Origin of the sequence: Microbacterium kribbense (genome assembly GCF_039537285.1) — a bacterium.
Lineage (GTDB): Bacteria > Actinomycetota > Actinomycetes > Actinomycetales > Microbacteriaceae > Microbacterium > Microbacterium kribbense.
Genome location: NZ_BAABAF010000008.1, coordinates 306,753 through 330,519, shown reverse-complemented (window position 1 = coordinate 330,519; position 23,767 = coordinate 306,753). Strand labels below are relative to the sequence as shown.

22 protein-coding genes are annotated in these 23,767 nt (G+C 70.7%); 18 read left to right on the top strand and 4 right to left on the bottom strand.

Annotation, left to right across the window (positions count from 1 at the left end; translation table 11 throughout):
• The first annotated feature begins 48 nt into the window (after positions 1 to 48).
• From ABD705_RS12635 to ABD705_RS12620, 4 genes are all read left to right on the top strand, one after another.
• Complete coding sequence (locus ABD705_RS12635; RefSeq protein ID WP_344784110.1) at positions 49 to 504, top strand: preprotein translocase subunit YajC; 456 nt, start codon at positions 49 to 51, stop codon at positions 502 to 504.
• Between the two features lie 31 nt (positions 505 to 535).
• Entirely contained in the window at positions 536 to 2,278 is a 1,743-nt protein-coding gene (secD, locus tag ABD705_RS12630; protein ID WP_344784108.1) for a protein translocase subunit SecD, read from the top strand.
• The gene (gene secF, locus ABD705_RS12625; protein ID WP_344784106.1) at positions 2,278 to 3,270 is read left to right on the top strand and encodes a protein translocase subunit SecF; all 993 of its coding nucleotides are present in this window, start codon (positions 2,278 to 2,280) and stop codon (positions 3,268 to 3,270) included. Before secD ends, secF begins: the two co-directional genes overlap by 1 nt.
• Positions 3,271 to 3,339: 69 nt before the next feature.
• Positions 3,340 to 5,592, top strand: coding sequence for a RelA/SpoT family protein (locus tag ABD705_RS12620; protein WP_344784104.1), 2,253 nt, complete (start codon positions 3,340 to 3,342; stop codon positions 5,590 to 5,592).
• Here the strand turns inward: ABD705_RS12620 and ABD705_RS12615 are convergent.
• From ABD705_RS12615 to ABD705_RS12605, 3 genes are all read right to left on the bottom strand, one after another.
• A complete protein-coding gene (locus tag ABD705_RS12615; protein ID WP_344784102.1) occupies positions 5,571 to 6,131 on the bottom strand; it encodes a hypothetical protein in 561 nt (186 codons plus the stop codon). The two genes, ABD705_RS12620 and ABD705_RS12615, sit on opposite strands and share 22 nt — an antisense overlap.
• Positions 6,132 to 6,205: 74 nt before the next feature.
• Positions 6,206 to 7,390, bottom strand: coding sequence for a DUF349 domain-containing protein (locus ABD705_RS12610; RefSeq protein WP_344784100.1), 1,185 nt, complete (start codon positions 7,388 to 7,390; stop codon positions 6,206 to 6,208).
• A gap of 281 nt (positions 7,391 to 7,671) precedes the next feature.
• Positions 7,672 to 7,956 carry a dioxygenase gene (locus ABD705_RS12605; RefSeq protein WP_344784098.1) on the bottom strand — a complete coding sequence of 95 codons (285 nt, stop codon included), beginning with the start codon at positions 7,954 to 7,956 and terminating at the stop codon, positions 7,672 to 7,674.
• A 143-nt stretch (positions 7,957 to 8,099) separates the two neighbouring features.
• Here ABD705_RS12605 and ABD705_RS12600 point away from each other — a divergent pair, with 143 nt between their 5' ends.
• From ABD705_RS12600 to ABD705_RS12550, 11 genes are all read left to right on the top strand, one after another.
• A complete protein-coding gene (locus ABD705_RS12600; RefSeq protein WP_425562085.1) occupies positions 8,100 to 9,368 on the top strand; it encodes a replication-associated recombination protein A in 1,269 nt (422 codons plus the stop codon).
• 197 nt (positions 9,369 to 9,565) lie between these two features.
• Positions 9,566 to 10,195: a 30S ribosomal protein S4 gene (rpsD, locus tag ABD705_RS12595; protein WP_344784094.1), complete on the top strand. Its 630-nt coding sequence runs from the start codon at positions 9,566 to 9,568 to the stop codon at positions 10,193 to 10,195.
• Between the two features lie 119 nt (positions 10,196 to 10,314).
• Positions 10,315 to 10,587, top strand: coding sequence for an ATPase (locus ABD705_RS12590; RefSeq protein ID WP_344784092.1), 273 nt, complete (start codon positions 10,315 to 10,317; stop codon positions 10,585 to 10,587).
• A 73-nt stretch (positions 10,588 to 10,660) separates the two neighbouring features.
• Entirely contained in the window at positions 10,661 to 13,321 is a 2,661-nt protein-coding gene (alaS, locus tag ABD705_RS12585; RefSeq protein ID WP_344784090.1) for an alanine--tRNA ligase, read from the top strand.
• The gene (ruvX, locus tag ABD705_RS12580; RefSeq protein WP_344784088.1) at positions 13,318 to 13,791 is read left to right on the top strand and encodes a Holliday junction resolvase RuvX; all 474 of its coding nucleotides are present in this window, start codon (positions 13,318 to 13,320) and stop codon (positions 13,789 to 13,791) included. Before alaS ends, ruvX begins: the two co-directional genes overlap by 4 nt.
• 1 nt (position 13,792) lies before the next feature.
• The gene (gene mltG / locus ABD705_RS12575; protein WP_344784086.1) at positions 13,793 to 15,148 is read left to right on the top strand and encodes an endolytic transglycosylase MltG; all 1,356 of its coding nucleotides are present in this window, start codon (positions 13,793 to 13,795) and stop codon (positions 15,146 to 15,148) included.
• Positions 15,142 to 15,978 carry a shikimate dehydrogenase family protein gene (locus ABD705_RS12570; RefSeq protein ID WP_344784280.1) on the top strand — a complete coding sequence of 279 codons (837 nt, stop codon included), beginning with the start codon at positions 15,142 to 15,144 and terminating at the stop codon, positions 15,976 to 15,978. The genes mltG and ABD705_RS12570 overlap by 7 nt, the downstream gene beginning before the upstream one ends.
• A 29-nt stretch (positions 15,979 to 16,007) precedes the next feature.
• A complete protein-coding gene (gene aroC / locus ABD705_RS12565; protein WP_344784084.1) occupies positions 16,008 to 17,225 on the top strand; it encodes a chorismate synthase in 1,218 nt (405 codons plus the stop codon).
• Complete coding sequence (locus ABD705_RS12560; protein WP_344784082.1) at positions 17,222 to 17,788, top strand: shikimate kinase; 567 nt, start codon at positions 17,222 to 17,224, stop codon at positions 17,786 to 17,788. Before aroC ends, ABD705_RS12560 begins: the two co-directional genes overlap by 4 nt.
• On the top strand, positions 17,785 to 18,864 hold the full coding sequence (aroB, locus tag ABD705_RS12555; protein ID WP_344784080.1) for a 3-dehydroquinate synthase: 1,080 nt from the start codon (positions 17,785 to 17,787) through the stop codon (positions 18,862 to 18,864). The genes ABD705_RS12560 and aroB overlap by 4 nt, the downstream gene beginning before the upstream one ends.
• A 60-nt stretch (positions 18,865 to 18,924) precedes the next feature.
• Positions 18,925 to 19,383, top strand: a complete 459-nt coding sequence (locus ABD705_RS12550) for a type II 3-dehydroquinate dehydratase (RefSeq protein WP_344784078.1) — start codon at positions 18,925 to 18,927, stop codon at positions 19,381 to 19,383.
• A 78-nt stretch (positions 19,384 to 19,461) separates the two neighbouring features.
• Here ABD705_RS12550 and ABD705_RS12545 read toward each other — a convergent pair whose 3' ends face one another.
• Positions 19,462 to 19,650 (bottom strand): hypothetical protein, encoded by a 189-nt coding sequence (locus ABD705_RS12545; RefSeq protein ID WP_344784076.1) that lies wholly within the window; start codon positions 19,648 to 19,650, stop codon positions 19,462 to 19,464.
• Between the two features lie 130 nt (positions 19,651 to 19,780).
• Between ABD705_RS12545 and efp the strand changes: the two genes are divergently transcribed.
• The 3 genes from efp to ABD705_RS12530 are packed head-to-tail and all read left to right on the top strand — an operon-like array spanning position 19,781 to position 23,741.
• Positions 19,781 to 20,341, top strand: coding sequence for an elongation factor P (gene efp / locus ABD705_RS12540; RefSeq protein ID WP_344784074.1), 561 nt, complete (start codon positions 19,781 to 19,783; stop codon positions 20,339 to 20,341).
• A 6-nt stretch (positions 20,342 to 20,347) separates the two neighbouring features.
• Positions 20,348 to 20,758 carry a transcription antitermination factor NusB gene (gene nusB / locus ABD705_RS12535; RefSeq protein ID WP_344784072.1) on the top strand — a complete coding sequence of 137 codons (411 nt, stop codon included), beginning with the start codon at positions 20,348 to 20,350 and terminating at the stop codon, positions 20,756 to 20,758.
• Positions 20,759 to 20,771: 13 nt separating this feature from the next.
• On the top strand, positions 20,772 to 23,741 hold the full coding sequence (locus tag ABD705_RS12530; RefSeq protein ID WP_344784070.1) for a DEAD/DEAH box helicase: 2,970 nt from the start codon (positions 20,772 to 20,774) through the stop codon (positions 23,739 to 23,741).
• The last annotated feature ends 26 nt before the right edge of the window (positions 23,742 to 23,767 follow it).

Genomic DNA, 23,767 nt, shown 5'->3' with positions numbered 1-23,767 from the left:
AGGCAGCGCCGCCGCGGCGCGCCCCACTCGAAAGGTGCCACTGGCCCTATGGACCTCGGAACATTCTTTTCCAACTACGGCTTGATCATCCTGCTGGTGCTGCTGCTGGGCTTCATGTTCTGGAGCTCGCGCCGCCGCATGGCCAAGCAGAAGGCCGAGCACGAGGCCAAGGCGCGCGAGACCGTCCCCGGCGCCGAGGTCCTGCTGCAGGGTGGGCTCTACGGCACCGTCGTCTCCTACGATGCGGACAACCTGGACCAGCCGGCGATCATCGAGATCGCGCCGGGCGTGGACATCAAGGTGCACAGCCAGTCCATCCTGCGCGTGGTCAGCCCCACGACCGAGTCAGGCGATGACACCGAGTACGACGCCGAGTACGACGACAGCGAGTACGACGACGCGGCTGACGCCGCCGACCAGGCCGCTCCGCACATCGAGTCCAGCGCCGAGACCGCCGAGCGCCTGCGGTCCGATCAGACCAAGAAGGACTCGCCCGAGGCCTGACCCGGCCACCCCGTAAGAAAGCTGACCCTCCGTGGCCTCTACCACCCCCGTTCGGCACGCCTGGCGCGGCTTGCTGGGCCTGTTGATCGTGATCGCCGTGCTCGCCGGGATCAATTCCCTCGGCGTGTACGTGTACCAGAAAGCCCATTGGGTGCCCGAGCTGGCGCTGGACCTGCAGGGCGGCACGCAGATCATCCTGCAGGCCAAGACGCCCACCGGCACCGCGCCCACGTCGGACCAGATGGCGCAGGCCGCGACGATCATGCGACAGCGGGTGGATGCATCGGGCGTCGGCGAGGCCGACATCGGCACGCAGTCGGGCAACCAGATCGTGGTGCAGATCCCCGGGATCGCCGACGAGCAGACCAGACAGCGCATCGAGGCATCCGCCCAGATGCAGCTGCGCTCGGTGCTGTTCACCGGATCGCCGGCGACCTCGTTCGTCGGGGACAACGGCAAGCAGACGCCGTACCCGACCCCGGCGCCGACACTGCGCGCCACGCCCACGGCTTCGCCGAGCAACGGGAGTGACCCGAGCTGGATCACCCCGAAGCTGCAAGCCCAGTTCCTTGCCTACGACTGCAGCAACAAGGCCAACCAGCCCGCCGACGAGCCCAAGGACCAGCCGCTGATCACGTGTGACGTGGGCGGGACCGAGAAGTACATCCTCGGTCCTGTCGAGCTGGACGGGTCGGCCATCACGGACGCCTCCTACGGCCAGAACTCGCAGAACGGCCAGTGGGAGGTTCAGCTCAAGTTCGACGGGCCGGGCACGAAGAAGTTCGCCGAGGTCAGCCAGCGGCTGAACGGACTGCGGGCAGCGGGCCAGTCGCCGCGTGACCAGTTCGCGTTCGTGCTGGACGGCGAGGTGATCTCCGCTCCGCGCATGAACGCGGTGATCACCGACGGCAACCCGTCGATCAGCGGGTCGTTCACCCAGACCAGTGCGCAGACGCTGGCCGACCAGCTGAAATACGGCGCGCTGCCGTTGAGCTTCACCGTCGTCAGCTCGAACACCATCTCCGCGACGCTCGGTTCGCAGCAGCTGCAGATCGGCCTGATCGCGGGCCTGATCGGCCTCGCCCTGGTCGCGCTGTACTCGCTGATCAGCTACCGCGCGCTCGGGTTCGTGATCATCGCGTCGCTGGCCGTGATGGGCGTGATCACCTGGCTGATGCTGTGCATCTTGGCGTGGCGGATGGGCTTCCGCCTGTCCCTGGCGGGTGTGGCCGGTCTGATCGTGACGATCGCATTCACGGCCGACTCGTTCATCGTCTACTTCGAGCGAATACGCGACGAGCTGCGCGACGGCAAGTCCATCACCGGTGCCGTCGAAGACGGCTGGGGCAGCGCGAAGCGGACCATCTACATCGCCAAGGCGGTCAACATCCTCGCCGCGGTCGTGCTCTACATTCTGGCGGATGCCACGGTGAAGGGCTTCGCGTTCACGCTGGGGCTGACCACGGCCATCGACATCCTGATCTTCATCATCTTCACGCACCCGGTGATGCAGCTCGTGGCGCGCACCCGATTCTTCGGCGAGGGACACCGGCTGTCGGGCATGGATCCGGAAGCGCTCGGCGCCGTCTATCGCGGCAGGGCGCAGTTCCGGGCACCGGCCATCGAAGGGCCAGGCGGCGCGGCGCGGCGCACCGCGCGCTCGCGCGGCGAAGCCCAACGGCGGCAGACGATCGCCGAGCGGAAGCGCGACGCCGAGATAGCGGCCTCCACCGGCGCGAATACCGATTCGTCGAAGAACGGGGCTGATCACTGATGGGCGTCATGAGTCAGTTCGGCAATGACCTCTATTCGGGCAAGGTCTCCTTCCCGTTCGTCTCGAAGCGGCGGGTCTGGTTCATCGTCGCGGCGGTGCTGGTGATCGCCGCGGCGCTGGTGCCGCTGATCCGTCCGGTGCAATTCTCGATCGAGTTCACCGGCGGCTCGCAGTTCACCGTGTCGAAGATCGCCAACCCCAATCAGGAGCTGGCGAGTGCGGCAGTGCGGTCCATCGTGCCGGATGCCACCACCAAGGTCACCACGGTCGGCGCCGACGGCGTGCGGGTGCAGACCAACCAGATGACCTCGGATCAGACCCAGGCCGTCAGCACGGCGCTGGCCAAACAGTTCGACGTGGCCGAGAAAGAGGTCACGGCGTCCTTCATCGGGCCGACCTGGGGTCAGGACGTCACCCGCCAGTCGCTCTGGGGCCTGGCGATCTTCCTCGCGCTGACGTTCCTCATCCTCGCGTTGTACTTCCGCACCTGGAAGATGTCGGCGGCGGCCATCATCGGGCTGGTCGACGTGCTCGTGATCACGATCGGCATCTATGCCGTGGCAGGGTTCGAGATCTCGCCGGCAGCGGTGATCGGATTCCTGACGATCCTCGCGTATTCGCTGTACGACGTGACCGTGGTGTTCGACAAGATCCGCGAGACCACGCATGAGGACAGCGAGCTGCATGCCGAGCGCACCTTCGGCGAGTCCGTGAATCTCGCGGTGAACCAGACATTGGTGCGCTCCATCAACACGACGGTCGTGGCCGTGCTGCCGGTCGGCGCGATCCTGTTCATCGGCGCGTTCTGGCTGGGCGCGCAGACCCTCAGCGACATCTCGCTGTCGATCTTCGTCGGCATCATCGTCGCGGCGTATTCCACCCTGTTCGTGGCGGCGCCGCTGTACTCCCTGTTCCGGGAGCGCGAACCCGCGCTGAAGGCCCACGACAAGCAGGTGCGCAAGCGGCGCGCGCAGGCAGCGATCGCCGCCTGAGCCCGGGCGGCGCCGAGCGCACCGCCCGTCCAGCGTAGGATTGTCGCAGCCGACGGGAGGGGTGAGCCGATGGCCGAAACCGTTCCCGCCGGGCAGAGCTCGTCGCTGCGCCGCCTGGTGCCGCGGATCTTCTCGCGCAGCGCCCGTCGCGACGACGTCGAGCAGCTGATCCGCACGGTGCGCACGCACCACCCCAAGGGCGACCTGTCGATCATCGAGCGCGCCTACTCCACAGCCGACGCCGCGCACCGCGGCCAGCAGCGGCAGAGCGGTGAGCCCTACATCACCCATCCCCTCGCCGTCGCGCAGATCCTGGCAGACCTGGGCCTGGGCCCGCGCGCGGTCGCGGCGGCGCTGCTGCACGACACCGTCGAGGACACCGATTACCGGCTCGATCAGCTGACCGCGGACTTCGGCGACGAGGTCGCGATGCTCGTGGACGGGGTGACGAAGCTCGACAAGGTCAAGTACGGCCAGAGCGCCCAGGCCGAGACCGTCCGCAAGATGATCGTCGCGATGTCCCGAGACATCCGGGTGCTCCTGATCAAGCTCGCCGACCGCCTGCACAATGCGCGCACGTGGGGCTTCGTCCCGCCCGAGAAGGCCAAGCGCAAAGCCACCGAGACGATCGAGATCTACGCGCCGCTGGCCCACCGACTCGGCATCCAGACCATCAAGGCAGAGCTGGAGGACCTCTCGTTCGCCGTGCTGCAGCCCAAGCTCTACGCCGAGATCGACAGCCTGGTCAAACAGCGCACGCCTCAGCGCGAGCAGTACGTGCACAGCGTGATCGGAGCGGTCGAGGCAGACCTGCGTGAGCTGCGCATCCGCGGTCAGGTGGCGGGCCGGCCCAAGCAGCTGTACTCGGTGTATCAGAAGATGATCGTGCGCGGTCGCGAGTTCGACGACATCTACGACCTGATCGGCATCCGTGTGCTGGTGAACACGGTGCGGGACTGCTACGCCGTGCTCGGGGCCATCCACGCGCGCTGGACGCCGCTGCCGGGCCGGTTCAAGGACTACATCGCGACGCCGAAGTTCAACCTCTACCAGTCGCTGCACACGACGGTGATCGGTCCGGAAGGTCGCACCGTCGAGATCCAGATCCGCACGCACGAGATGCACCAGCAGGCCGAGTACGGCGTGGCCGCGCACTGGAAGTACAAAGAGCGGGTCAACAGCGGCAAGACCGACGGCCGCGCGGTCGACGCCGACATGGCCTGGCTCGCGCACATCTCGGACTGGCAGGCTGAAACGGCCGATCCAGGGGAGTTCCTCGAGTCGCTGCGGTTCGAGATCGGCGCGAAAGAGGTCTACGTCTTCACGCCGAAGGGTCGCGTGATCGGACTGCCCACCGGCGCGACGCCGGTGGACTTCGCCTATGCCGTGCACACCGAGGTCGGGCACCGCACGATGGGCGCCAAGGTCAACGGGCGTCTGGTGCCGCTGGAGTCGGAGCTGCACAGCGGCGACATCGTCGAGGTGTTCACCTCGAAGAACCCGGATGCCGGCCCCAGCCAGGACTGGCTGAGCTTCGTCAAGAGCACCCGGGCGCGCAGCAAGATCCGCGGCTGGTTCACCAAGGAGCGGCGCGAAGAGGCCATCGAGCAGGGCAAGGAGGCCATCGCGCGGGCGATGCGCCGGCAGAACCTGCCGCTGCAGCGACTGATGAACCAGGACTCGTTCGCCGAAGTCGCGCAGCAGCTGCGCTACGAGGACGTCTCGGCGCTGTACGCGGCCGTCGGCGAGGGACACGTCTCCACCCAGTCGGTGCTGGAGAAGGTCACCGCGCTGGTCCGCGTCGACGAGACCCTCACCGGACCGATCCAGCTGCCGGCCGGCAGCAAGCCGCGCGCGCACCGCGGCGGCAGCGACTCCGGCATTCTGGTGCGGGGCACCCCCGACATCCTGGTCAAGCTCGCGAAGTGCTGCACGCCGGTGCCCGGCGACAAGATCATCGGGTTCGTCACCCGCGGCAGCGGCGTGTCGGTGCACCGCGAGGACTGCACGAACGTCAAGTCGCTGATGGCTGAGAAGGACCGGGTCATCGAGGTCGAGTGGGCGCCGACCAGCAAGAGCGTCTTCCTGGTGCAGATCCAGGTCGAGGCGCTGGACCGCTCCGGTCTGCTCAGCGACGTGACCCGGGTGCTCAGCGAGCACCACGTGAACATCCTGTCGGCGACGGTCAACACCAGCGACGAGCGCCTCGCCATCAGCCGATTCGTCTTCGAGATGGGTGACACCGTGCACCTGGACCGGGTGCTGAACGCGGTGCGCCGCATCGACGCCGTCTACGACGTCTACCGGGTGACCTCGGGCTGATCCGCGCTCGCCCACGCCTGCAACAGCGGCAGCGCCGTCCGCTTGCCGGGCAGTCCCGGCGAGGCGTGCAGCCAGGCGATCGCATCCTCGGCATCGGCGATGCCGGCCTGCACCATGAGCAGCGCGGCCCGGCGGTGCCCGGGACCCGCCGTCCTGGTCAAGTCGACAAGGGTGCGGATGGGCGTGGTCACCAGCACGCCGCCGATGCGCACCACGTCGGCGGGCGGCATCCGGGTGTCGTGGAACTGCAGGCGCCGGTCGATCCTGTGATGCAGCCGCCGCGCGCTCACCCGCTGCACGCGGTGCCGTGCGGGAGGAGCGGCCGGCGCGCCATGGATCCACGCGGCGCTGCGGTGCGTCGCGGCGACGCCCGGCGGCAGCAGCTCGCGCAGCGACGCCGCCCGCAGCGCCGCCGTCTCGACGGCGTCGGCGGGGATGTACCCCTCGCCGAGGGCCACCAGGTGCCCGTCCAGGCACGCCGCGGTCAGTTCAGCCGATGAGAGCCGCCCACCGGGGAAGTACAGGTACGGCGAGGTCATCCTCGCAGTGTGCCCGATGGCACCCGCGGGCGGGCCGGCTCACCGCGATCTGTGGAGAACTCGGACCGGCCCGGTCAGCTGATCGCACTCAGCCACGCCTTGCGCGCCGACAGCGCCTCGGCGGCGGCGGCCGCGGCGCGCGAGTCGCCGGATGCCTGCGCCTCGGCCAGCTCGCGCTCAAGACCCGCGATCGCATCGGTCAGCTGTCGCGTCATGTCATTGGCGCGCGCCTGGGTCTCGGGGTTGTTGCGCTTCCAGTCGACGTCTTCGCGGCCGCGCACGCTCTGCTCGATCTTGCGCAGCTCGTCATCCAGCGCGCGCTCCTTCTCGCGCGGGAAGATCCGGCCGATCTCGTCCCACTGCCGCTGCACGGCCGTCAGGGCGCTGCGCGCCTTGGCCAGCTCGGGCTCGTCGACGATCGGACGGGCCTGCTCCAGCAGCGCACGCTTGGCCTCGATCTTCTCCAGCGAGGCCTCGGCCTCGGCGCTCTCCCGATCGGCGCGCGCGCCGTACAGCGCGTCACCGGCGGCCTTGAACCGCGCCCACAGCGCGTCGTCGGCCTTCTTGCCGGAGTGGCCCGCAGCCTTCCACGCCTCCAGCAGGTCGCGGTAGGTGCCGATGCCGTCCTCGCCCTTGGGTGCGAGAGCCTCGGCGCGCTCGATGAGCGCCTGCTTGCGCGAACGGGAGCCCTTGTGCGTCTCATCGAGCTCTGCATAGAACTCCCGGCGCGCCTTGTCGATGATCGACCGGGCGTCGCGGAACCGCTTCCACAGCCGCTGCGCGGCCGACTTCGGCAGCCGCGGGCCGTTCTGCTGCTGGCCCTGCCACTGCTCGAACAGCTCGGTCACCTCGGCGGTGGTCTGCTTCCAGTGCACCGACTTGGCATCGCGCGCCGCAAGCGCCTCCATCTGCTCGACGAGTGCGGTGCGGGTGGCGATGGCCTCGTCCACGAGGGCGCGGGCAGCGGCGTTCTCGGCGGCCGCGGCCTCTTTCAGCTCGGCCGACAGCACGTCCAGGCGACCCGCGAGAGCGGCCAGATCGCCGACGGCCGCGGCGCCGACGACGCGCTCGCGCAGGGCTCCGGCGGTGCTGCGCAGGTCGGCGGCGGATGCCCCGCCCTGACGGTGCCGCGCCTCCAGCAGCGCGACTTCGCCGGCGAGGTCGGCGAACTTGCGCTCGAAGTATGCCAGCGCCTCGGCGGGGGTGCCGTCCGGGTAATGGCCGACAACCCGCCACGCCTCGCCCTCGCGCACCGACACCTCGCCCTGCTCATCGGCCCGGCCCCACGGCCGGCCGTCCGCGGATGTCGCCGGGGCGGGTCCAGCGGCCGGCGCTGCCGGAACGGGGGCCGCCGCTGCCGGCGGCAGGGGCCTGGCCGGCGGAGTCGGCACGGGCCGGATTCCGCTGCGCGGGGGACCGGGAACCGGCGGTGGTGTGGGAGTGTTCGCTGCGTCGGCAGTCACGGGATGCACCTCATCACGGCTCGCGCCGTCTGCGGGGGGATGGACGGTCCCCAAGCCTAGTACGAGACCCGGTGCGCTCACCCAGCCGTCGTCGGTGTCGGCGTGGGGCTGACCGGCGTCGGGGTCACCGTGCTGGTCGTGGTCGGTGTCGGTGCGGGCGCCGGCTTGCCGGGGCCGGCGGTGTAATAGGTGATCTGCACGCCCAGGACCCCCAGCAGCAGGACGCCGCCGGCGACGCCGCCGATCCAATTGTCACGGATCCGGCGCCGGGACCGTGCGGCGCTGTACGCCTGGCGGGCCTGATAGACACGGGCGCGCTCACGCTGCGCGCGGGCATCCTTCTTCTTGTCGCCGGCAGCCACGGCGCCTCCTCTCGGATCGGTTCCGGACACACCGGACGCGCTCGATCCTACGCGAGGCCGACGCCGTCGGAGGGGGCGGATAGCCTGGGAGGGTGAGTTCGCCTGCCGCCCTGCTGTCCGGGCCGACCCCGCTGGCGGTCCGGATGCGACCGACCTCGCTGGACGAGGTCGCGGGGCAGCAGCATCTGCTGCGCGCCGGCTCGCCGCTGGTGACCCTCGCCGACCCGAACGGCGCCACGGCATCGGTCTCGGTGATCCTGTGGGGCCCGCCCGGCACTGGCAAGACGACCCTGGCGCAGGCGATCGCGCGCTCGTCCGGGCGTCGGTTCATCGAGCTGTCGGCGGTGACGGCCGGGGTCAAGGACGTGCGCGAGGTGATGGCGGACGCGCTGAGCCAGCGCGACCTGTATGGGCAGTCCACGATCCTGTTCCTGGATGAGATCCACCGCTTCACGAAGGCGCAGCAGGATGCCCTGCTGCCGGGTGTGGAGAACGGCTGGGTGGTGCTGATCGCGGCCACCACCGAGAACCCGTCGTTCTCGGTGATCTCGCCGCTGCTGTCGCGGTCGCTGCTGCTGACCCTGCAGCCGCTGACCGACGCCGACCTGGGCATGCTGGTCGATCGCGCCGTCGGCGATGCCCGCGGCCTGGCCGGCGCTGTCACGCTCGAAGACGACGCGCGCGCCGCTCTGGTGCGGCTGGCGTCGGGCGATGCCCGGCGGGCGCTGACCGCGCTGGAGGCGGCGGCATCGGTGGCCGCCCCCGCCGCCGAGGGCACACCGGTGATCACGGCGGACGTGGTCGCGCAGGCGGTCGACAAGGCGCTGCTGCGCTATGACCGGCAGGGCGATGAGCACTACGACGTGATCAGCGCGTTCATCAAGTCGATCCGCGGATCGGACGTGGATGCGGCGATGCACTATCTGGCGCGCATGATCGAGGCCGGCGAGGACCCGCGGTTCATTGGGCGGCGGCTCGTGATCTCGGCAGCCGAAGACATCGGTCTGGCCGACCCGCAGGCCCTGCAGATCGCGGTCGCCGCCGCCGACGCGGTCGCCTTCATCGGGATGCCGGAGGGGCGCATCCCGCTCGCCGAGGCGACCGCCTACCTGGCCACGACGGCGAAGTCCAACGCCGCATACCTGGCCATCGACAAGGCGATCGCCGATGTGCGCGCCGGCGGGTTCGGCCGGGTGCCGCAGCACCTGCGCGATGCGCACTATGCCGGCGCGAAGCGGCTGGGGCACGGCAAGGGCTATGTCTATCCGCACGACAGCGCGATCGGCGTGTCGGCGCAGCAGTATCTGCCCGACGAACTGCGCGGCACCCGCTACTACGAGCCCAAGCCGCTCGGTGCCGAGCGGGACGTGCAGGCGCGGCTGGAGAAGATCCGCCGGATCCTGGGGGAGTGACACCCCCGTCGCGCCGGGCCGCTGCAGCGGATCCGCCGGGTCTGATAGCATGAATCGGCTCGAAACCGAGTTTTCGGGCATCCCCCTCCTCCTGTACAACCTTCTGGTGCGCCCCGGCGTGCGGCTTCGAAGGGCGGAGTCGGGTGATACGTCCGCGAGTCGTGATCGTCACGGCCGCGTCATGGAAGGAACACTTCGTGGCATCGAAGTCCCAGGACCGTCGCAAGGTCCGCCTGTCCCGCGCCCTCGGCGTGGCGCTGACCCCCAAGGCCGCGCGCTACCTCGAGAAGCGCCCCTACGGCCCCGGCGAGCACGGCCGCACCAAGCGCAAGCAGGACAGCGACTACGCCGTCCGGCTGCGTGAGAAGCAGCGTCTGCGCGAGCAGTACGGCATCCGCGAGAAGCAGATGCGGATCGCCTTCAACGAGGCCCGCCGCAAGGACGGTCTGACCGGTGAGAACCTGGTCGAGATCCTCGAGATGCGTCTGGACGCACTCGTGCTGCGCGCCGGCTTCGCCCGCACCACCGCCCAGGCCCGCCAGTTCGTGGTGCACCGCCACATCATGGTCGACGGCCAGCTCGTGGACCGTCCCTCGTTCCGCGTGAAGCCGGGCCAGATCATCCATGTCAAGGAGCGCAGCGAAGGCACCGAGCCGTTCCAGGTGGCGGCCGCCGGCGGCAACGCCGAGGTCCTGCCCGCCGTTCCGGGCTACCTCGAGGTCGAGCTCGACAAGCTGCAGGCACGCCTGGTGCGTCGCCCCAAGCGCGCCGAGGTCCCCGTGACCTGTGAGGTGCAGCTGGTCGTGGAGTACTACGCGGCCCGCTGAGCCGCCTGTGCCCCTGGCATGCCCACAAGAGAGCGCCGGTTCGTCCCGGCGCTCTCTTGCCGTTTCCGCCTACGATGGGGGATGCCGCGACAGCGCGCACCTGGCACGGAAGGGTTGATATGAAGAAGTTCCTGTGGTTCCTGGTGGGCGTGGCCGGTGGGTTCGTGCTCGCGCACCAGGTCAACAAGGACCCGCGCGGCCACGAAGTGCTGGCCGAGATCGACGCGCGCGTGAGCGAATTCACCGACCGGATCGGTGAGGCGTACCGCGAGCAGGAATCCCGCCTGGGCTCGGCGGTCGATGACGCCACGGCGGCGCTGGCCGATGCCACCCGGGCCGCATCGGAAGCCCTGGACGAGGCATCCGCGCCGTCTGCCCAGCCGACCGCCTAGCCGACCACACACGGCACGGGGCCTGCGCCCCGAACCGAGCCGTGCCGCGGCACCGAACCTACGAGAGAAGCGAATGAAGACCGCTGAGATCGCCCAGCGATTCCTCGACCATTTCGAGAAGAACGACCACGTCATCGTCCCGTCGGCCTCGCTGGTCAGCAGTGATCCGTCGATCATGTTCACGATCGCCGGCATGGTGCCGTTCATCCCGTACCTGAGCGGCCTGGTGCCGGCGCCCTACCAGCGCGCCGCCGACGTACAGAAGTGCATCCGCACCCTCGACATCGAAGAGGTCGGCCACACCGCGCGGCACGGCACGTTCTTCCAGATGATGGGCAACTGGTCGTTCGGCGACTACTTCAAAGAAGGTGCGATCGGCTACGCCTGGGACCTGCTGACCGGCGCGGAGTCCGACGGCGGGCTCGGCTTCGACGAGAAGGACCTGTGGGTCACCGTCTATCAGGACGACGACGAGGCCGCTCGGCTGTGGAAGCAGATCGCGGGCCTGCCCGACGAGCGCATCCAGCGGATGGGCAAAGAGGACAACTACTGGTCCACCGGCCAGCCGGGGCCCGCCGGCCCGTGCTCCGAGATCTACTTCGACCGGGGCCCCGCCTACGGTCGCGACGGTGGGCCCGCCGTGGACGACAACAGGTTCACCGAGATCTGGAATCTCGTGTTCATGCAGTACGCGATCACGAACGTGCGGTCCAAGACCGACTTCGACATCGTCGGCGAGCTGCCGCAGAAGAACATCGACACCGGCATGGGCCTGGAACGCGTCGCGTTCATCAAGCAGGGCGTCGAGAACATGTACGAGATCGATCAGGTGCGCCCGGTGCTCGACCGTGCCGTCGACCTGTCCGGCCGTCGGTACGGCGCCGCGCACGAGGATGACGTGCGCTTCCGGGTGATCGCCGACCACGTCCGCTCCTCGCTGATGCTGCTGGCCGACGGGGTCACCCCGTCCAACGAGGGCCGCGGCTACATCCTGCGCCGCCTGATGCGCCGTTCGGTGCGCGCGATGCGCCTGCTGGGCGTGGATGGTGCCACCTTCCCGGAGCTGTTCGCCGCCTCCCGCGACGCCATGAAGGCCGCGTATCCGGTCGTCGAGACGGACTGGACGCGCATCTCGCAGTACGCGTTCGCCGAGGAGGAGACCTTCCTGCGCACGCTGGCGTCGGGATCGACGATCCTCGACCTGGCGATCGACCAGACCAAGCAGACCGGCTCGTCAGCGATCAGCGGCCCGGAGGCGTTCCTGCTGCACGACACCTACGGGTTCCCGATCGATCTGACCCTCGAGGTCGCGCAGGAGGCAGGGCTCAGCGTGGATCGCGCCGCGTTCGACGCCCTGATGCTTCAGCAGCGCACCCGCGCCAAAGCCGACGCGAAGTCGCGCAAGCGGGCACTGGCCGACCAGAGCGTGTACCGCCAGTTCCGTGCGCACGGCGAGACCGTGTTCACCGGCTACAGCGACCTGCAGACCGAATCCACCGTGCTCGGCCTCCTGGTGGAGGGCGTGCCCGTCGACCGTGCCAGTGCGGGCCAGGTCGCCGAGGTCATCCTCGCCGAGACCGCGCTGTACGCCGAGTCCGGCGGCCAGGTCGCCGATCATGGCATGATCGTCGGTCCCGGCTTCGAGCTCGACGTGCTGGACGTGCAGCGTCCGGTGCCGGGGCTGGTCAGCCACACCGTCGAGGTCACCCAGGGCGAGGTGGCCACCGGTCAGCCGGCCACGAGTGTCGTGGATGCCGCGAATCGGCGCCAGGCAACGGCCGCACATTCGGCGACCCATCTCGTGCACGCCGCGCTGCGCGACACGCTCGGGGGCACGGCGACCCAGGCCGGTTCGCTGAACCGGGCCGGATATCTGCGCTTCGACTTCTCCTGGGGGCAGGCGCTGTCGGCGGCGACCAGGACCGAGATCGAAGAGATCGCCAACAACGCCGTGCACGACAATCTGCAGGTCACGACCCGGGTGCTGCCGCTGGCCGAGGCGAAAGAGCTCGGTGCGATGGCGCTGTTCGGGGAGAAGTACGGCGACACAGTGCGCATGGTCGACATCGGCGGCCCCTGGTCGCGCGAACTGTGCGGCGGCACGCACGTGGCCGGCAGTGCCGAGATCGGCCTGATCAGCCTCGTCAGCGAGTCATCGGTGGGAGCATCCAACCGGCGTGTCGAAGCCCTGGTCGGACCTGACGCGTTCCGTGAGCTGGCGGCCGAGCGCGCCATCGTCGCGCAGCTGACCTCGACGCTGAAGACCCCGCGCGACCAGCTGCCGGCGCGCATCGCCGAGCTCGCCGCACAGCTGAAGGCCGCCGAGAAGAAGATCGCGGCCTTCCGGTCCAAGGCGCTGGAAGGGCGGCTGCCCGCGCTGATGGCGGCCGCGGCCGCCGCCGGCGCGCTCCGCGTCGTGGCCGAATCGCTGGGCGCGGCGGCCTCCGCCGACGACGTGCGCCACCTCGCCCTGCAGGTGCGCGACCGGCTCGGCCCGGACGCCGCCGTGGTGGCCCTGGGCGCCGACGTGAACGGCCGTCCGGTCGTCGTGGTCGCCGCCAACGAGGCCGCCCGCGCGGCGGGCGCGAAGGCGGGCGCCCTCGCTAAGGCGGCCGCAGCCGCGCTCGGCGGGGGCGGCGGCGGGCGCGACGACGTCGCACAGGGCGGCGGCACGGACGTCGCCGCGCTGCCTGCCGCGCTGGCGGCGGTGCGCACGGCGCTGGAGGCGGCGTGAGCGGATTCCGCCGTGGCGTGCGGCTGGGCGTCGACGTCGGCAAGGTCCGCGTCGGGGTGGCCCGCAGCGACCCCGACGGGCTGCTGGCGGTGCCGGTGGAGACGGTCGCACGCGCCGACGAGCCGCTCGCGCGCCTGCTGGCACTGGCGGCCGAGTACGGCGCGATGGAGTTCGTGGTGGGCCTGCCGCTGAATCTCAGCGGCGGCGACACGCCCTCCACGACCGATGCCCGCACGTTCGCGGCCGCGCTGGCGGCGGCATCCGAGGTGCCCGTGCGCATGGTCGACGAGCGGCTGAGCACGGTGAGCGCACATGCCGCGCTGCGCGGATCGGGCAGATCCCAGCGTTCATCTCGTAGCATTGTGGATCAGGTCGCCGCGGTGGTCTTCCTGCAGCAAGCCCTCGATGTCGAGAAGCAGACCGGCCGTCCCGCCGGTGACCGCATCCCCCCAGTGCAGGAGCCCGTCTGACATGCCCGATGCCCGTCCACCCGGCGAAGACCCCTTCGCCGATCTGTACGGAAAGCTGCCCGACCCGCGCCGACGGGACGAGCCGGTGGCGGAGGACGGCGGCGACCTCGCTCCGGCACCCACCTCGCGCCGTGCCGCGCGCGAAGCGGCGGCCGCACACGCGGCCGCCGCACCTGCGCCCGCGCCGGCGCAGCCCGCCTCGTTCGAGGACCTGTTCACGGGAACCGCCTCCTCGGACGCGATCGGAGCGGTGCCGCCGCGCAAGACGAAGAAGCAGAAGCACCGCGGCCGCTGGGTCGCCCTGGGCATCGTCGTCGTGGTGCTGGCCGGCATCGCCGGAGGCGGATGGTACGTCTGGTCGACCTATGAGCCGCAGATCCGCGCGTTCATGGGCTGGCAGGAGCCGCAGGACTACGAGGCGGGCCTCGCACACGGCCAGGCACTCGTGACCATCGCCGACGGCGACACCGGGTCATCGGTGTCCAAGGCGCTGGCGGCGGCCGGGGTGACCAAGACCTCCGGCGTCTTCTACAACATGCTGGTGGCCAGCGGCCAGAACCCCACCTTCTACCCGGGTGTCTACAAGCTGCAGAAGGAGATGACGGCGGCCGCCGCGCTGGCCGCGCTGCTGGATCCGGCCAGCAAGCTGGAGAACACCGCGCTGGTGCGCGAAGGCCTCACCGAGGACAAGATCCTGCCGATCCTCGCCGATGCGCTGAAGATGCCGCTGGCCGACTTCCAGGCCGCCGTGAAGGACCCCGCGGCGTATGGCGTCAAGGCGAAGACGCTGGAGGGCTGGCTGTTTCCGGCGACCTACACCTTCAAGCCGAGCGTGACCGCCAAGCAGGTGATCCAGACGCTGGTGGACCGCACCGTCACGTCGCTGGATGCGGCCGGCGTGCCGGAGGCGGATCGCGAGCGCATCCTCACGATCGCGTCGATCATCCAGCGCGAGGCCCGCGTCGAAGGCGACTTCTACAAGGTGTCCCGGGTGATCGAGAACCGGCTCCAGCCGAACAACCAGGAGACCTTCGGCAAGCTGCAGATGGACTCCACCGCCCAGTACGGCTATCACGAGAACCACAACGGCACCGCCAGCTCCTCGGCGGCGGCTCTGGCCGACGACAACCCGTGGAACACCTACGTGCACGCAGGGCTCCCGATCGGTCCCATCGCCAGCCCCGGCGACGTCGCGATCGACGCCGCGATGCGCCCGGCGCCGGGCCCGTGGATGTACTTCGTCACCGTGAACCTCGACACCGGCGAGACCGTCTTCAGCGCGACCTACGCCGAGCAGCAGAAAGCCATCGTGCAGATGCAGACCTGGTGCAAGGCGCACCCCGACTCGGGATGCTGACCACGCGGCGCCGGCTGGAGGTGTGGGGCGACCCCATCGCGCACAGCCAGTCGCCGGCACTGCACGCCGCCGCCTACCGGGTGCTGGGGCTGGACTGGTCGTACGGGCGGCGCCGGGTGGACGCGGCCTCGTTCGAGGGGGAACTCGCCGCCGCGGACGGGATCCGCGGCCTGTCGCTGACGATGCCACTCAAACCCGCCGCATTCGCGGCCGCCCGCGTGCGCGACCGCCGCGCCGAGCGCTCCGGCGCCGTCAACACGCTGCTGCTGACCGAGTCCGGCCCGCACGGGTTCAACACCGACATCGGCGGGATCGCCGCCGATCTGCGCGCGCACGGGTTCGACCAGGTCGACCGCGCCCGCATCGTCGGCGCCGGGGCGACGGCGACATCGGCGCTGCTCGCGCTGACCGAGCTCGGAGCGCAGCGCATCGAGGTGGCGGCACGCCGGGCCGAGGCATCCGAGCGCCTGCAGGCGCTGGGGGGACAGCTCGGGGTCACCGTTCGGCATCTGCCGCTGGACGGCGCTGCGGCCGGCAGCGTGCCGCTGACCCTGGCGACGCTGCCCGGCGGCGCGGCGGTTCCGGATGCGGTCGCCGACGCGCTCGCGGCCGGCGGCGGACTGCTCTACGACGTCGTGTACGGGCACTGGCCCACCGCTCTGGCGCGCGCCTGGACCCGCGCCGGCGCCCCCGCCGTGGCGGGCATCGGGATGCTGGTGCAGCAGGCGCTGCTGCAGGTGCGCGTCTTCCGCTGCGGCGATGTCACGCAGCCGCTGCCGGACGAGGCAGCCGTGGTCGCGGCGATGCAGGCCGCCGCCACCGGCGTCTGAGCACCGCCGGGCCATGGGAGACTTGACGCATGCTCCGCGTGCTCACGGCCGGCGAATCACACGGCCCCGAACTCATCGCCCTCATGGAGGGACTGCCGGCCGGCGTTCCGGTCTCCCGCGCCGCCATCCAGGCAGACCTGGCCCGTCGCAAGCTCGGCTATGGGCGCGGGTCGCGGATGAAGTTCGAGGAGGACGAGCTGACCCTCTCGGCCGGCGTGGTGCAGGGGCTGAGCATCGGCAGCCCCATCGCCATCCGCATCGGCAACACCGAGTGGCCGAAGTGGACCGAGGTGATGAGCGCCGAACCCGTCGAGCTGACCGATCGCTCCCGCGGTCGCGGCGCCGCGCTGACCCGGCCCCGCCCCGGCCACGCCGACCTGGTCGGCATGCAGAAGTACGGGTTCGACGAGGCCCGGCCGATTCTGGAGCGCGCCAGCGCCCGCGAGACCGCCGCCCGCGTCGCCCTCGGCGCCGTCGCGCGCGCGTTCCTGGGTGGGCTCGGCATCCGCCTGGTCAGCCACACCCTGTCGATCGGAGCGGTGCACGCACCCGACGACGCGCCGCTGCCGCATCCGGACGACGTGGACCGGCTCGATGCCGATCCGCTGCGCTGCTTCGACCCCGCCACGAGCGAGCGGATGGTCGCCGAGGTCGACGCTGCACGCAAGGACGGCGACACGCTGGGCGGCATCGTCGAGGTGCTCGCCTACGACCTGCCGCCCGGGCTCGGGTCGCACGTGCAGTGGGATCGCCGGCTGGACGGACGGCTCGCGCAGGCGCTGATGAGCATCCAGGCGATCAAGGGCGTCGAGCTCGGTGACGGCTTCGAGACCACCCGCCGCCGCGGCTCGGCCGCGCACGACGAGCTGTTCGCGACCGACGGCGGGATCACCCGCGCCAGCGACCGCGCCGGCGGCACCGAGGGCGGCATGTCCACGGGCACGGTGCTGCGCGTGCGCGCCGGAATGAAGCCGATCGCCACCGTGCCGCATTCGCTGCGCACCGTCGACGTCGCCACCGGAACCGACGCCTCCGCGCATCACCAGCGCTCGGACGTGTGCGCGGTGCCCGCCGCCGGCGTGGTCGCCGAGGCGATGGTCGCGATCGTGCTGGCCCAGGCCGTGCTGGAGAAGTTCGGCGGCGACAGCATGGCCGAGACGCAGCGGAATCTTCAGGCGTACCTGGTGGCGATCCCGCCGACGCTGCGGTCGGCGCACGCGAGCGATTCGGCGCTGCGCGACGCATGACGACGCGTGCCGTCGTCCTGATCGGCCCGATGGGCGCAGGCAAGACCAGCATCGGGCGGAAGCTTGCCAAGACGCTCGGGGTCCGGTTCTTCGACACCGACATCGCGATCGCGCGGGAGCACGGGCCGATCCCGGAGATCTTCGTGCACGAGGGGGAACCCCGCTTCCGAGAACTCGAGCGCGCGGCCGTGCAGGAGGCACTGGGCACCGACGGCATCGTGGCACTGGGCGGCGGCGCGGTGCTGCACCCTGACACCCGCGCCGATCTCGCGCGGCATCCGGTGGTGCTGCTGACCGTCGATGCGCACACCGTCGCAGGCCGCATCCGCGACACCAACCGGCCGCTGCTGCAGGGCGCGGACGCCCTCGCCCAGTGGGAGCGCGTGGCCGCGGAGCGGTCCGCGCTGTACGCGCAGCTGGCCGACGTCACCTTCGACACCTCGCGGGGCCGCATCCGCGACATCGTCGATCGCGCCTCGGCCTGGGTGCGCACTCAGTGGGACACCCAGAACGGCGACAGCGCCGCATCCCGCACCGAACCCCAGCCAGGAGGCATGGCATGACCGATCAGACCGTCTTCACCGTCGCGGGCGACCGCCCCTACGACATCACGGTGGGCCGGGGGATCCTGGGCGTGGTCGCCGAAGCGATCCCCGCGGCGGCCCGCAAGGTGCTCATCGTGCACCCGCCGACACTGGTCGCGCAGGCCGGCGCGCTGCGCGCCGGGCTGATGACCGATGAGCGCGAGGTGCTGCTGGCCGAGATCCCGGATGCCGAGCCCGGCAAGCGGGTCGAGGTCGCGTCGTTCTGCTGGCAGGTGATGGGCCTGGCCGACTTCACCCGCACCGACGTCGTGGTCGGCTTCGGCGGCGGGGCCGTCACCGACCTCGCCGGCTTCGCGGCCGCGACCTGGCTGCGCGGTGTCGATGTGATCCAGGTGCCGACCACGGTGCTCGGCATGGTCGATGCCGCCATCGGCGGCAAGACCGGCATCAACACCAACGAGGGCAAGAACCTCGTCGGCGCGTTCTGGCCGCCGCGGGCGGTGATCTGCGACCTCGACCTGCTCGAGACGCTCGCCGACAACGAGCGCATCTCCGGCTTCGCCGAGGTGATCAAGGCGGGCTTCATCTGGTACCCCGAGATCCTCGACATCGTCGAGGCCGACCCGATCGCGGCCACCGACCCGACCACGCCGCAGTTCCGGCGGTGCATCGAACTGGCCATTCAGATGAAGGCGCACATCGTCGGCCAGGACCTGCGTGAGGCCGGTGTCCGCGAGATGCTCAACTACGGGCACACGCTCGGACACGCCATCGAGTACTCGGAGCGGTACCAGTGGCGTCACGGCGCCGCGGTGAGCATCGGCATGGTCTACGCCGCCGAGCTTTCCCGCCTGGCCGGCCGGCTCTCCGACGCCGCGGTGGACCGGCACCGGCGGATCCTGGCGAGCCTGGGCCTGCCCACCGAGTACCGGCCGGATTCCTGGCCGTCGCTGCTGAAGGTCATGCACCGCGACAAGAAGGCCCGCGGCAACATGATGCGGTTCATCGTGCTCGATGACATCGGTCACCCTACCGTGCTGCAGGCGCCCGACGAGTCGCTGCTGTTCGCCGCGTACCAGGAGGTCGGCGCCTGAGCCGGTCGGACCCCCGAACCCATCCCCTTCTCAGCGGCGACCAGGCGGTAGGGTGATGCCGTGAGCACCCCCCGCCGTCTGCTGCTCGTGAACGGGCCGAACCTGAACCTGCTGGGGATCCGCGAGCCGGAGGTGTACGGCATCGAGACGCTAGCCGACGTCGAGAAGCTCGTCACCCGCACCGCGGCCGAGCGCGGGTTCGGGGTGCGCAGCGTGCAGAGCAACCACGAGGGCGTGCTGATCGACGCGATCCACGCCGCGCGCACCGACTGCGCCGGCATCGTGATCAATCCCGGTGGGCTCACGCACACCTCGGTCGTGCTGCGCGACGCGCTGACCGGCGTGGCGCTGCCGGTGGCCGAGGTGCACATCTCCGACGTGCACGCACGCGAGGAGTTCCGGCACTTCTCGTACATCTCCGACGTCGCCGTCGTCCACGTCATCGGCGAGGGAGTGCGGGGCTACGCCAGCGCGGTCACGCGGCTCTGCGCCGTCATCACCGGCCAGGCCGACGGCTGAGAGGTCTCTCCGATCCTGTTCGCCGTGAGCGAACGCGGTGGGCTTCTGCGGGCACCGCCGACGCCGATGCCGCCGGGATCACACCCGTCTGCACGGCGCGCCGGGACGGCAGCGCGACGCACACCGCGCCGCACCGGCCAGGAACAGCACCGCTGAAGCGGCGCCGACCGCGCGCACCCGCAGCAGCCGGGTGTCGATCAGCGCCCGTGCGGGCCGGCGCGCCTCGACCAGGATGAAGCCGGCCAGAAGGGCGAACCCGATCGCCACCGCACGATGAGATCGTGGCGATGGTCGACGAGATCTTCCTGCCGCTGGTGACTGCGCCCGGTCTTGTAGACTCGAATGTCGGGCCGCCCGCGGCCCCTTGAACTGATCCACACGAACGGAACCCGCACCCATGGCATCTACCGCAGACATCCGCAACGGCGTCGTCCTGAACCTGGACGGCCAGCTCTGGGCGGTCGTCGAGTTCCAGCACGTCAAGCCCGGCAAGGGCGGCGCGTTCGTGCGGACCAAGCTGAAGAACGTGGTCAGCGGCAAGACGAACGACAAGACGTTCAATGCCGGGTCGAAGGTCGAGATCGAGAACGTCGACCGCCGCGACTTCACCTATCTGTACAGCGACGGCGACGGGTTCGTCTTCATGGACACCGCCGACTATGACCAGATCACCGTGCCCGGTGCGGTCGTCGGCGACGGCAAGAACTTCATGCTCGAGAACCAGCAGGTCACCATCGCCCTGCACGACGGCAACCCGCTGTATGTCGAGCTGCCGGCCTCGGTGGTCCTGGAGATCACCTACACCGAGCCGGGCCTGCAGGGCGACCGCTCGTCGGCGGGCACCAAGAGCGCCACCGTCGAGACCGGCTACGAGATCCAGGTGCCGCTGTTTTTGGAGACCGGCACGAAGGTCAAGGTCGACACCCGCACGGGCGATTACCTCGGCCGCGTGAACTGAGCCGAGATGAGTGCACGCACCAAGGCCCGCAAGCGCGCCCTCGACATCCTCTTCCAATCGGACGTGCGCGGCGAGCAGATCGCGACGATCCTCGCCGCCGAGGCGAAGCGGGCCGCGAATGAGCCGGCACGCCAGGCATCCTGGCTGTACGCTCGCGAGATCGTGGACGGCGTGATCGACAACGCCGACGAGATCGACGAGCAGATCACCACGTTCGCCAAGGACTGGTCACTGGCGCGGATGCCCGCCGTCGACCGCGCTCTGCTGCGGATGGGCACCTGGGAGCTGCTGTACAACGCCGACGTGCCCACCGCCGTGGCCATCGACGAGGCCGTGGAGCTGGCCAAGGAGTTCTCCACCGACGACTCCGGCGCGTTCGTGCACGGCGTGCTCGCCCGCATCGCCCGATCATCCTGAGGCCGGGCGGCCCGTGACCCCGCCGCAGCCGTCCTGGCGCGACCTGGTCGCCGATGCACCCGCCGGCGCACCGGCATCGGCCCTCGCGCTGGGCGTCGAGCTGCGCCAGCGACAGGGCGGCGGCGCCGCCACCTGGTCGCCGCAGCGGGTGACCACCGCCACGGCGCGCAGCATCGCCACGACCGACGGTGAACTGCTCGTGGGGCTGCGGCCCCTGGTGCGCAGCGCCGCGACCGGCAACTGGATCAAGGGCACCGTGTCGTGGGATGCCCTGCGCCGGGGCGGCGCCGGGTTCCGGGCCGACCAGGCCCGCTGGTTCGCCGAGCTGTACAGCATCGGGCACGATGCCAGGCGCCCGGGCCCCTTCGCGGATGCCTCGGAGTGGGTGACGCTGGACACCATCGCCTCCGGACTGCTCTGGCCGCACCTGGCCGCCGCTGCGGGCCGGGACATCCCGATCGTGGCCACGGCCGCTGCGCAGATCGTGCGGCTGGCCGGCGCAGGCGCCGTGGCGCTGCAGGTCGTGCGGGCCCGCGCCGGGGGTCTGCTGCTGCAGGCGACCACCACGATCGACGGGCGGCGTCTGCCGGATGCCGGAGGGCCGGTGCGGCCGGTGGGCGCCACCGGGGTCTATGCGGTGGCGGTGCGCCGATCGCAGATCACGCTGACCCTCGCACCCGCGCCGCTGGACGACGCCGTGCGCACGCTGCTGCCGCTGTCGGCCGGCATCGCCGTGCCGCCCGCCGAGGTCGACGCGTTCCTGCGCCAGGCCTACCCGCGGCTGGCCCGGCGCGCCACCGTGACCGCGGGCCCCGGCGTCACGCTGCCCGAACCGGCGCCGCCGCACCTGGAGGTGGCGGTGCGGTTCCGTCCGCGCGAGAGCATCGACGTCGCCCTGACCTGGGTCTATGCCGACGGCAGCAGATATGCGCTGGACGAGCCGGCCGGCCCGGGCCGCGACGCCGACGCCGAGACGGCCGTGCGGGAGCGGGTCGAGCGTGCCTGGACGGATGCCGCACCCGGCCCGCTCATGGCCGCCGTCTCGCTGCGCGGCATCGAGTGCGCCGAGTTCGTCGACAAGGCGATGCCGGCCCTCGTGCGCCTGGACGGCGTGCGGCTTGCCGTGCAGGGCCGGCAGCGCAGCTACCGCGAGCTGGTCGGCGACCCGGAGATCACCGTCACGACGGTAGCCGGCGACGACCCCGACTGGTTCGACCTGGGTGTGCTGGTGCGCATCGACGGGCACAGCATCCCGTTCCGGCCGCTGTTCACCGCGCTCGCGCAGCGGCGCACCGCGCTGCTGCTGACCGACGGCACCTACTTCTCACTGAAGCACCCTGGGCTGGACCGACTGCGTGAACTGATCGACGAGTCCGGCGATGTGACCGAATGGGAGACCGGACCGCGGATCAGCCGCTACCAGACCGCGCTCTGGGAGGATTTCGAGGACCTCGCCGACGTGTCCGAGCCGGCGGTGTCGTGGCGGGCCACCGCCGACGGGCTGCGCGACGTGGAGCACCTCGAGCCCACCCCGCTGCCGGCGGGCCTGCACGCCCGGCTGCGGCCGTATCAGCGCGCGGGCTACGACTGGCTGGCGTTCCTGTGGCGCCACCGGCTGGGCGGGATCCTCGCCGACGACATGGGCCTCGGCAAGACGCTGCAGCTGCTCGCCCTGATCGCGCACACTCGGCAGGACGCGCGTCAGCGGCCGTTCCTCGTGGTCGCGCCCACCTCGGTGGTCGAGACCTGGCGCGCCGAGGCGGCCCGCTTCACCCCCGGCCTGCGCGTGCAGGTCATCGACGCGACGCGCGCGGCACGGCCGGCCCGGCCCGCCCCCGGCACGGCCGCGCACGAGGCCGTGGACATCGTGCTCACTTCGTACACGCTGCTGCGGCTGGACGAGGCCGAGTTCACCGCCACGCAGTGGGCGGGCGTCGTCTTCGACGAGGCCCAGTTCGTCAAGAACCCCGCCACCCGGCTGCACCACGTCGCCGCGCAGCTGCAGGCCGACGTGAAGTACGCGATCACCGGCACGCCGCTGGAGAACAGCCTCACCGACCTCTGGGCGCTGTTCGCGCTGACCGCCCCCGGGCTGTTCCCGTCCGCACGCCGGTTCCGGCAGGACTACGTGGGCCCGATCGAGCAGGGCAAGGTGCCCGAGAACCAGGAGGGCGCCCCATTCCGCACGGCCCGGCTCGCCCGCCTGCGCCGGCGCATCCGCCCGCTGCTGCTGCGCCGCACGAAGGAGATCGTCGCCACTGAGCTGCCGCCCAAGCAGGAGCAGCTGCTGGCCGTCGAGCTGACCGGCGCGCACCGTGCGATCTACGACACCGTCCTGCAGCGGGAGCGTCAGAAGATCCTCGGGCTGCTCGAAGATCTGGACCGCAACAGGTTCATCGTGTTCCGCTCGCTCACGCTGCTGCGGATGCTGAGCCTCGCGCCCGGACTGATCGACCCCGCCGATGCGCGCGTCCGCTCGGCCAAGCTCGAGGAGCTGGTCGCACAGGTCGCGCAGCTGGCGGCCGAGGGTCACCGCGCCCTGGTGTTCAGCCAGTTCACCTCGTTCCTTGAGCGTGCCGCAGCACGGCTGGATGCCGCGGGCATCGCCCACGAGTATCTGGACGGCACCACGCGGCGGCGGCCCGAGGTGATCGAGCGCTTCCGCACCGGCGGCGCTCCGGTGTTCCTGATCAGCCTGAAGGCCGGCGGCTTCGGGCTGACGCTCACCGAGGCGGACTACGTGTTCCTGCTCGACCCGTGGTGGAACCCCGCCGCCGAGGAGCAGGCGATCGACCGGGCGCACCGGATCGGGCAGACCCGCAGCGTGTTCGTCTACCGGATGATCGCCCGCGGCACGATCGAAGAGAAGGTCGTGGCGCTGCAGGCCCGCAAGGCGCGCCTGTTCCACGCCGTGATGGACGACGACGACCTGTTCGCCCGGTCGCTGACCGCCGACGACATCCGCGGTCTGTTCGAGGGCTGATCCGCCGCATCCACGGCCCGGCCGAG

Bases quoted from the DNA above. Each gene is read 5' to 3' on its own strand.
- ABD705_RS12635 (WP_344784110.1), top strand. From the start codon at position 49: ATGGACCTCGGAACATTCTTTTCCAACTACGGCTTGATCATCCTGCTG.
- secF (WP_344784106.1), top strand. From the start codon at position 2,278: ATGGGCGTCATGAGTCAGTTCGGCAATGACCTCTATTCGGGCAAGGTC.
- ABD705_RS12620 (WP_344784104.1), top strand. From the start codon at position 3,340: ATGGCCGAAACCGTTCCCGCCGGGCAGAGCTCGTCGCTGCGCCGCCTG.
- ABD705_RS12615 (WP_344784102.1), bottom strand. From the start codon at position 6,131: ATGACCTCGCCGTACCTGTACTTCCCCGGTGGGCGGCTCTCATCGGCT.
- ABD705_RS12600 (WP_425562085.1), top strand. From the start codon at position 8,100: ATGCGACCGACCTCGCTGGACGAGGTCGCGGGGCAGCAGCATCTGCTG.
- ABD705_RS12590 (WP_344784092.1), top strand. From the start codon at position 10,315: ATGAAGAAGTTCCTGTGGTTCCTGGTGGGCGTGGCCGGTGGGTTCGTG.
- alaS (WP_344784090.1), top strand. From the start codon at position 10,661: ATGAAGACCGCTGAGATCGCCCAGCGATTCCTCGACCATTTCGAGAAG.
- mltG (WP_344784086.1), top strand. From the start codon at position 13,793: ATGCCCGATGCCCGTCCACCCGGCGAAGACCCCTTCGCCGATCTGTAC.
- ABD705_RS12570 (WP_344784280.1), top strand. From the start codon at position 15,142: ATGCTGACCACGCGGCGCCGGCTGGAGGTGTGGGGCGACCCCATCGCG.
- aroC (WP_344784084.1), top strand. From the start codon at position 16,008: ATGCTCCGCGTGCTCACGGCCGGCGAATCACACGGCCCCGAACTCATC.
- ABD705_RS12560 (WP_344784082.1), top strand. From the start codon at position 17,222: ATGACGACGCGTGCCGTCGTCCTGATCGGCCCGATGGGCGCAGGCAAG.
- aroB (WP_344784080.1), top strand. From the start codon at position 17,785: ATGACCGATCAGACCGTCTTCACCGTCGCGGGCGACCGCCCCTACGAC.
- efp (WP_344784074.1), top strand. From the start codon at position 19,781: ATGGCATCTACCGCAGACATCCGCAACGGCGTCGTCCTGAACCTGGAC.
- nusB (WP_344784072.1), top strand. From the start codon at position 20,348: ATGAGTGCACGCACCAAGGCCCGCAAGCGCGCCCTCGACATCCTCTTC.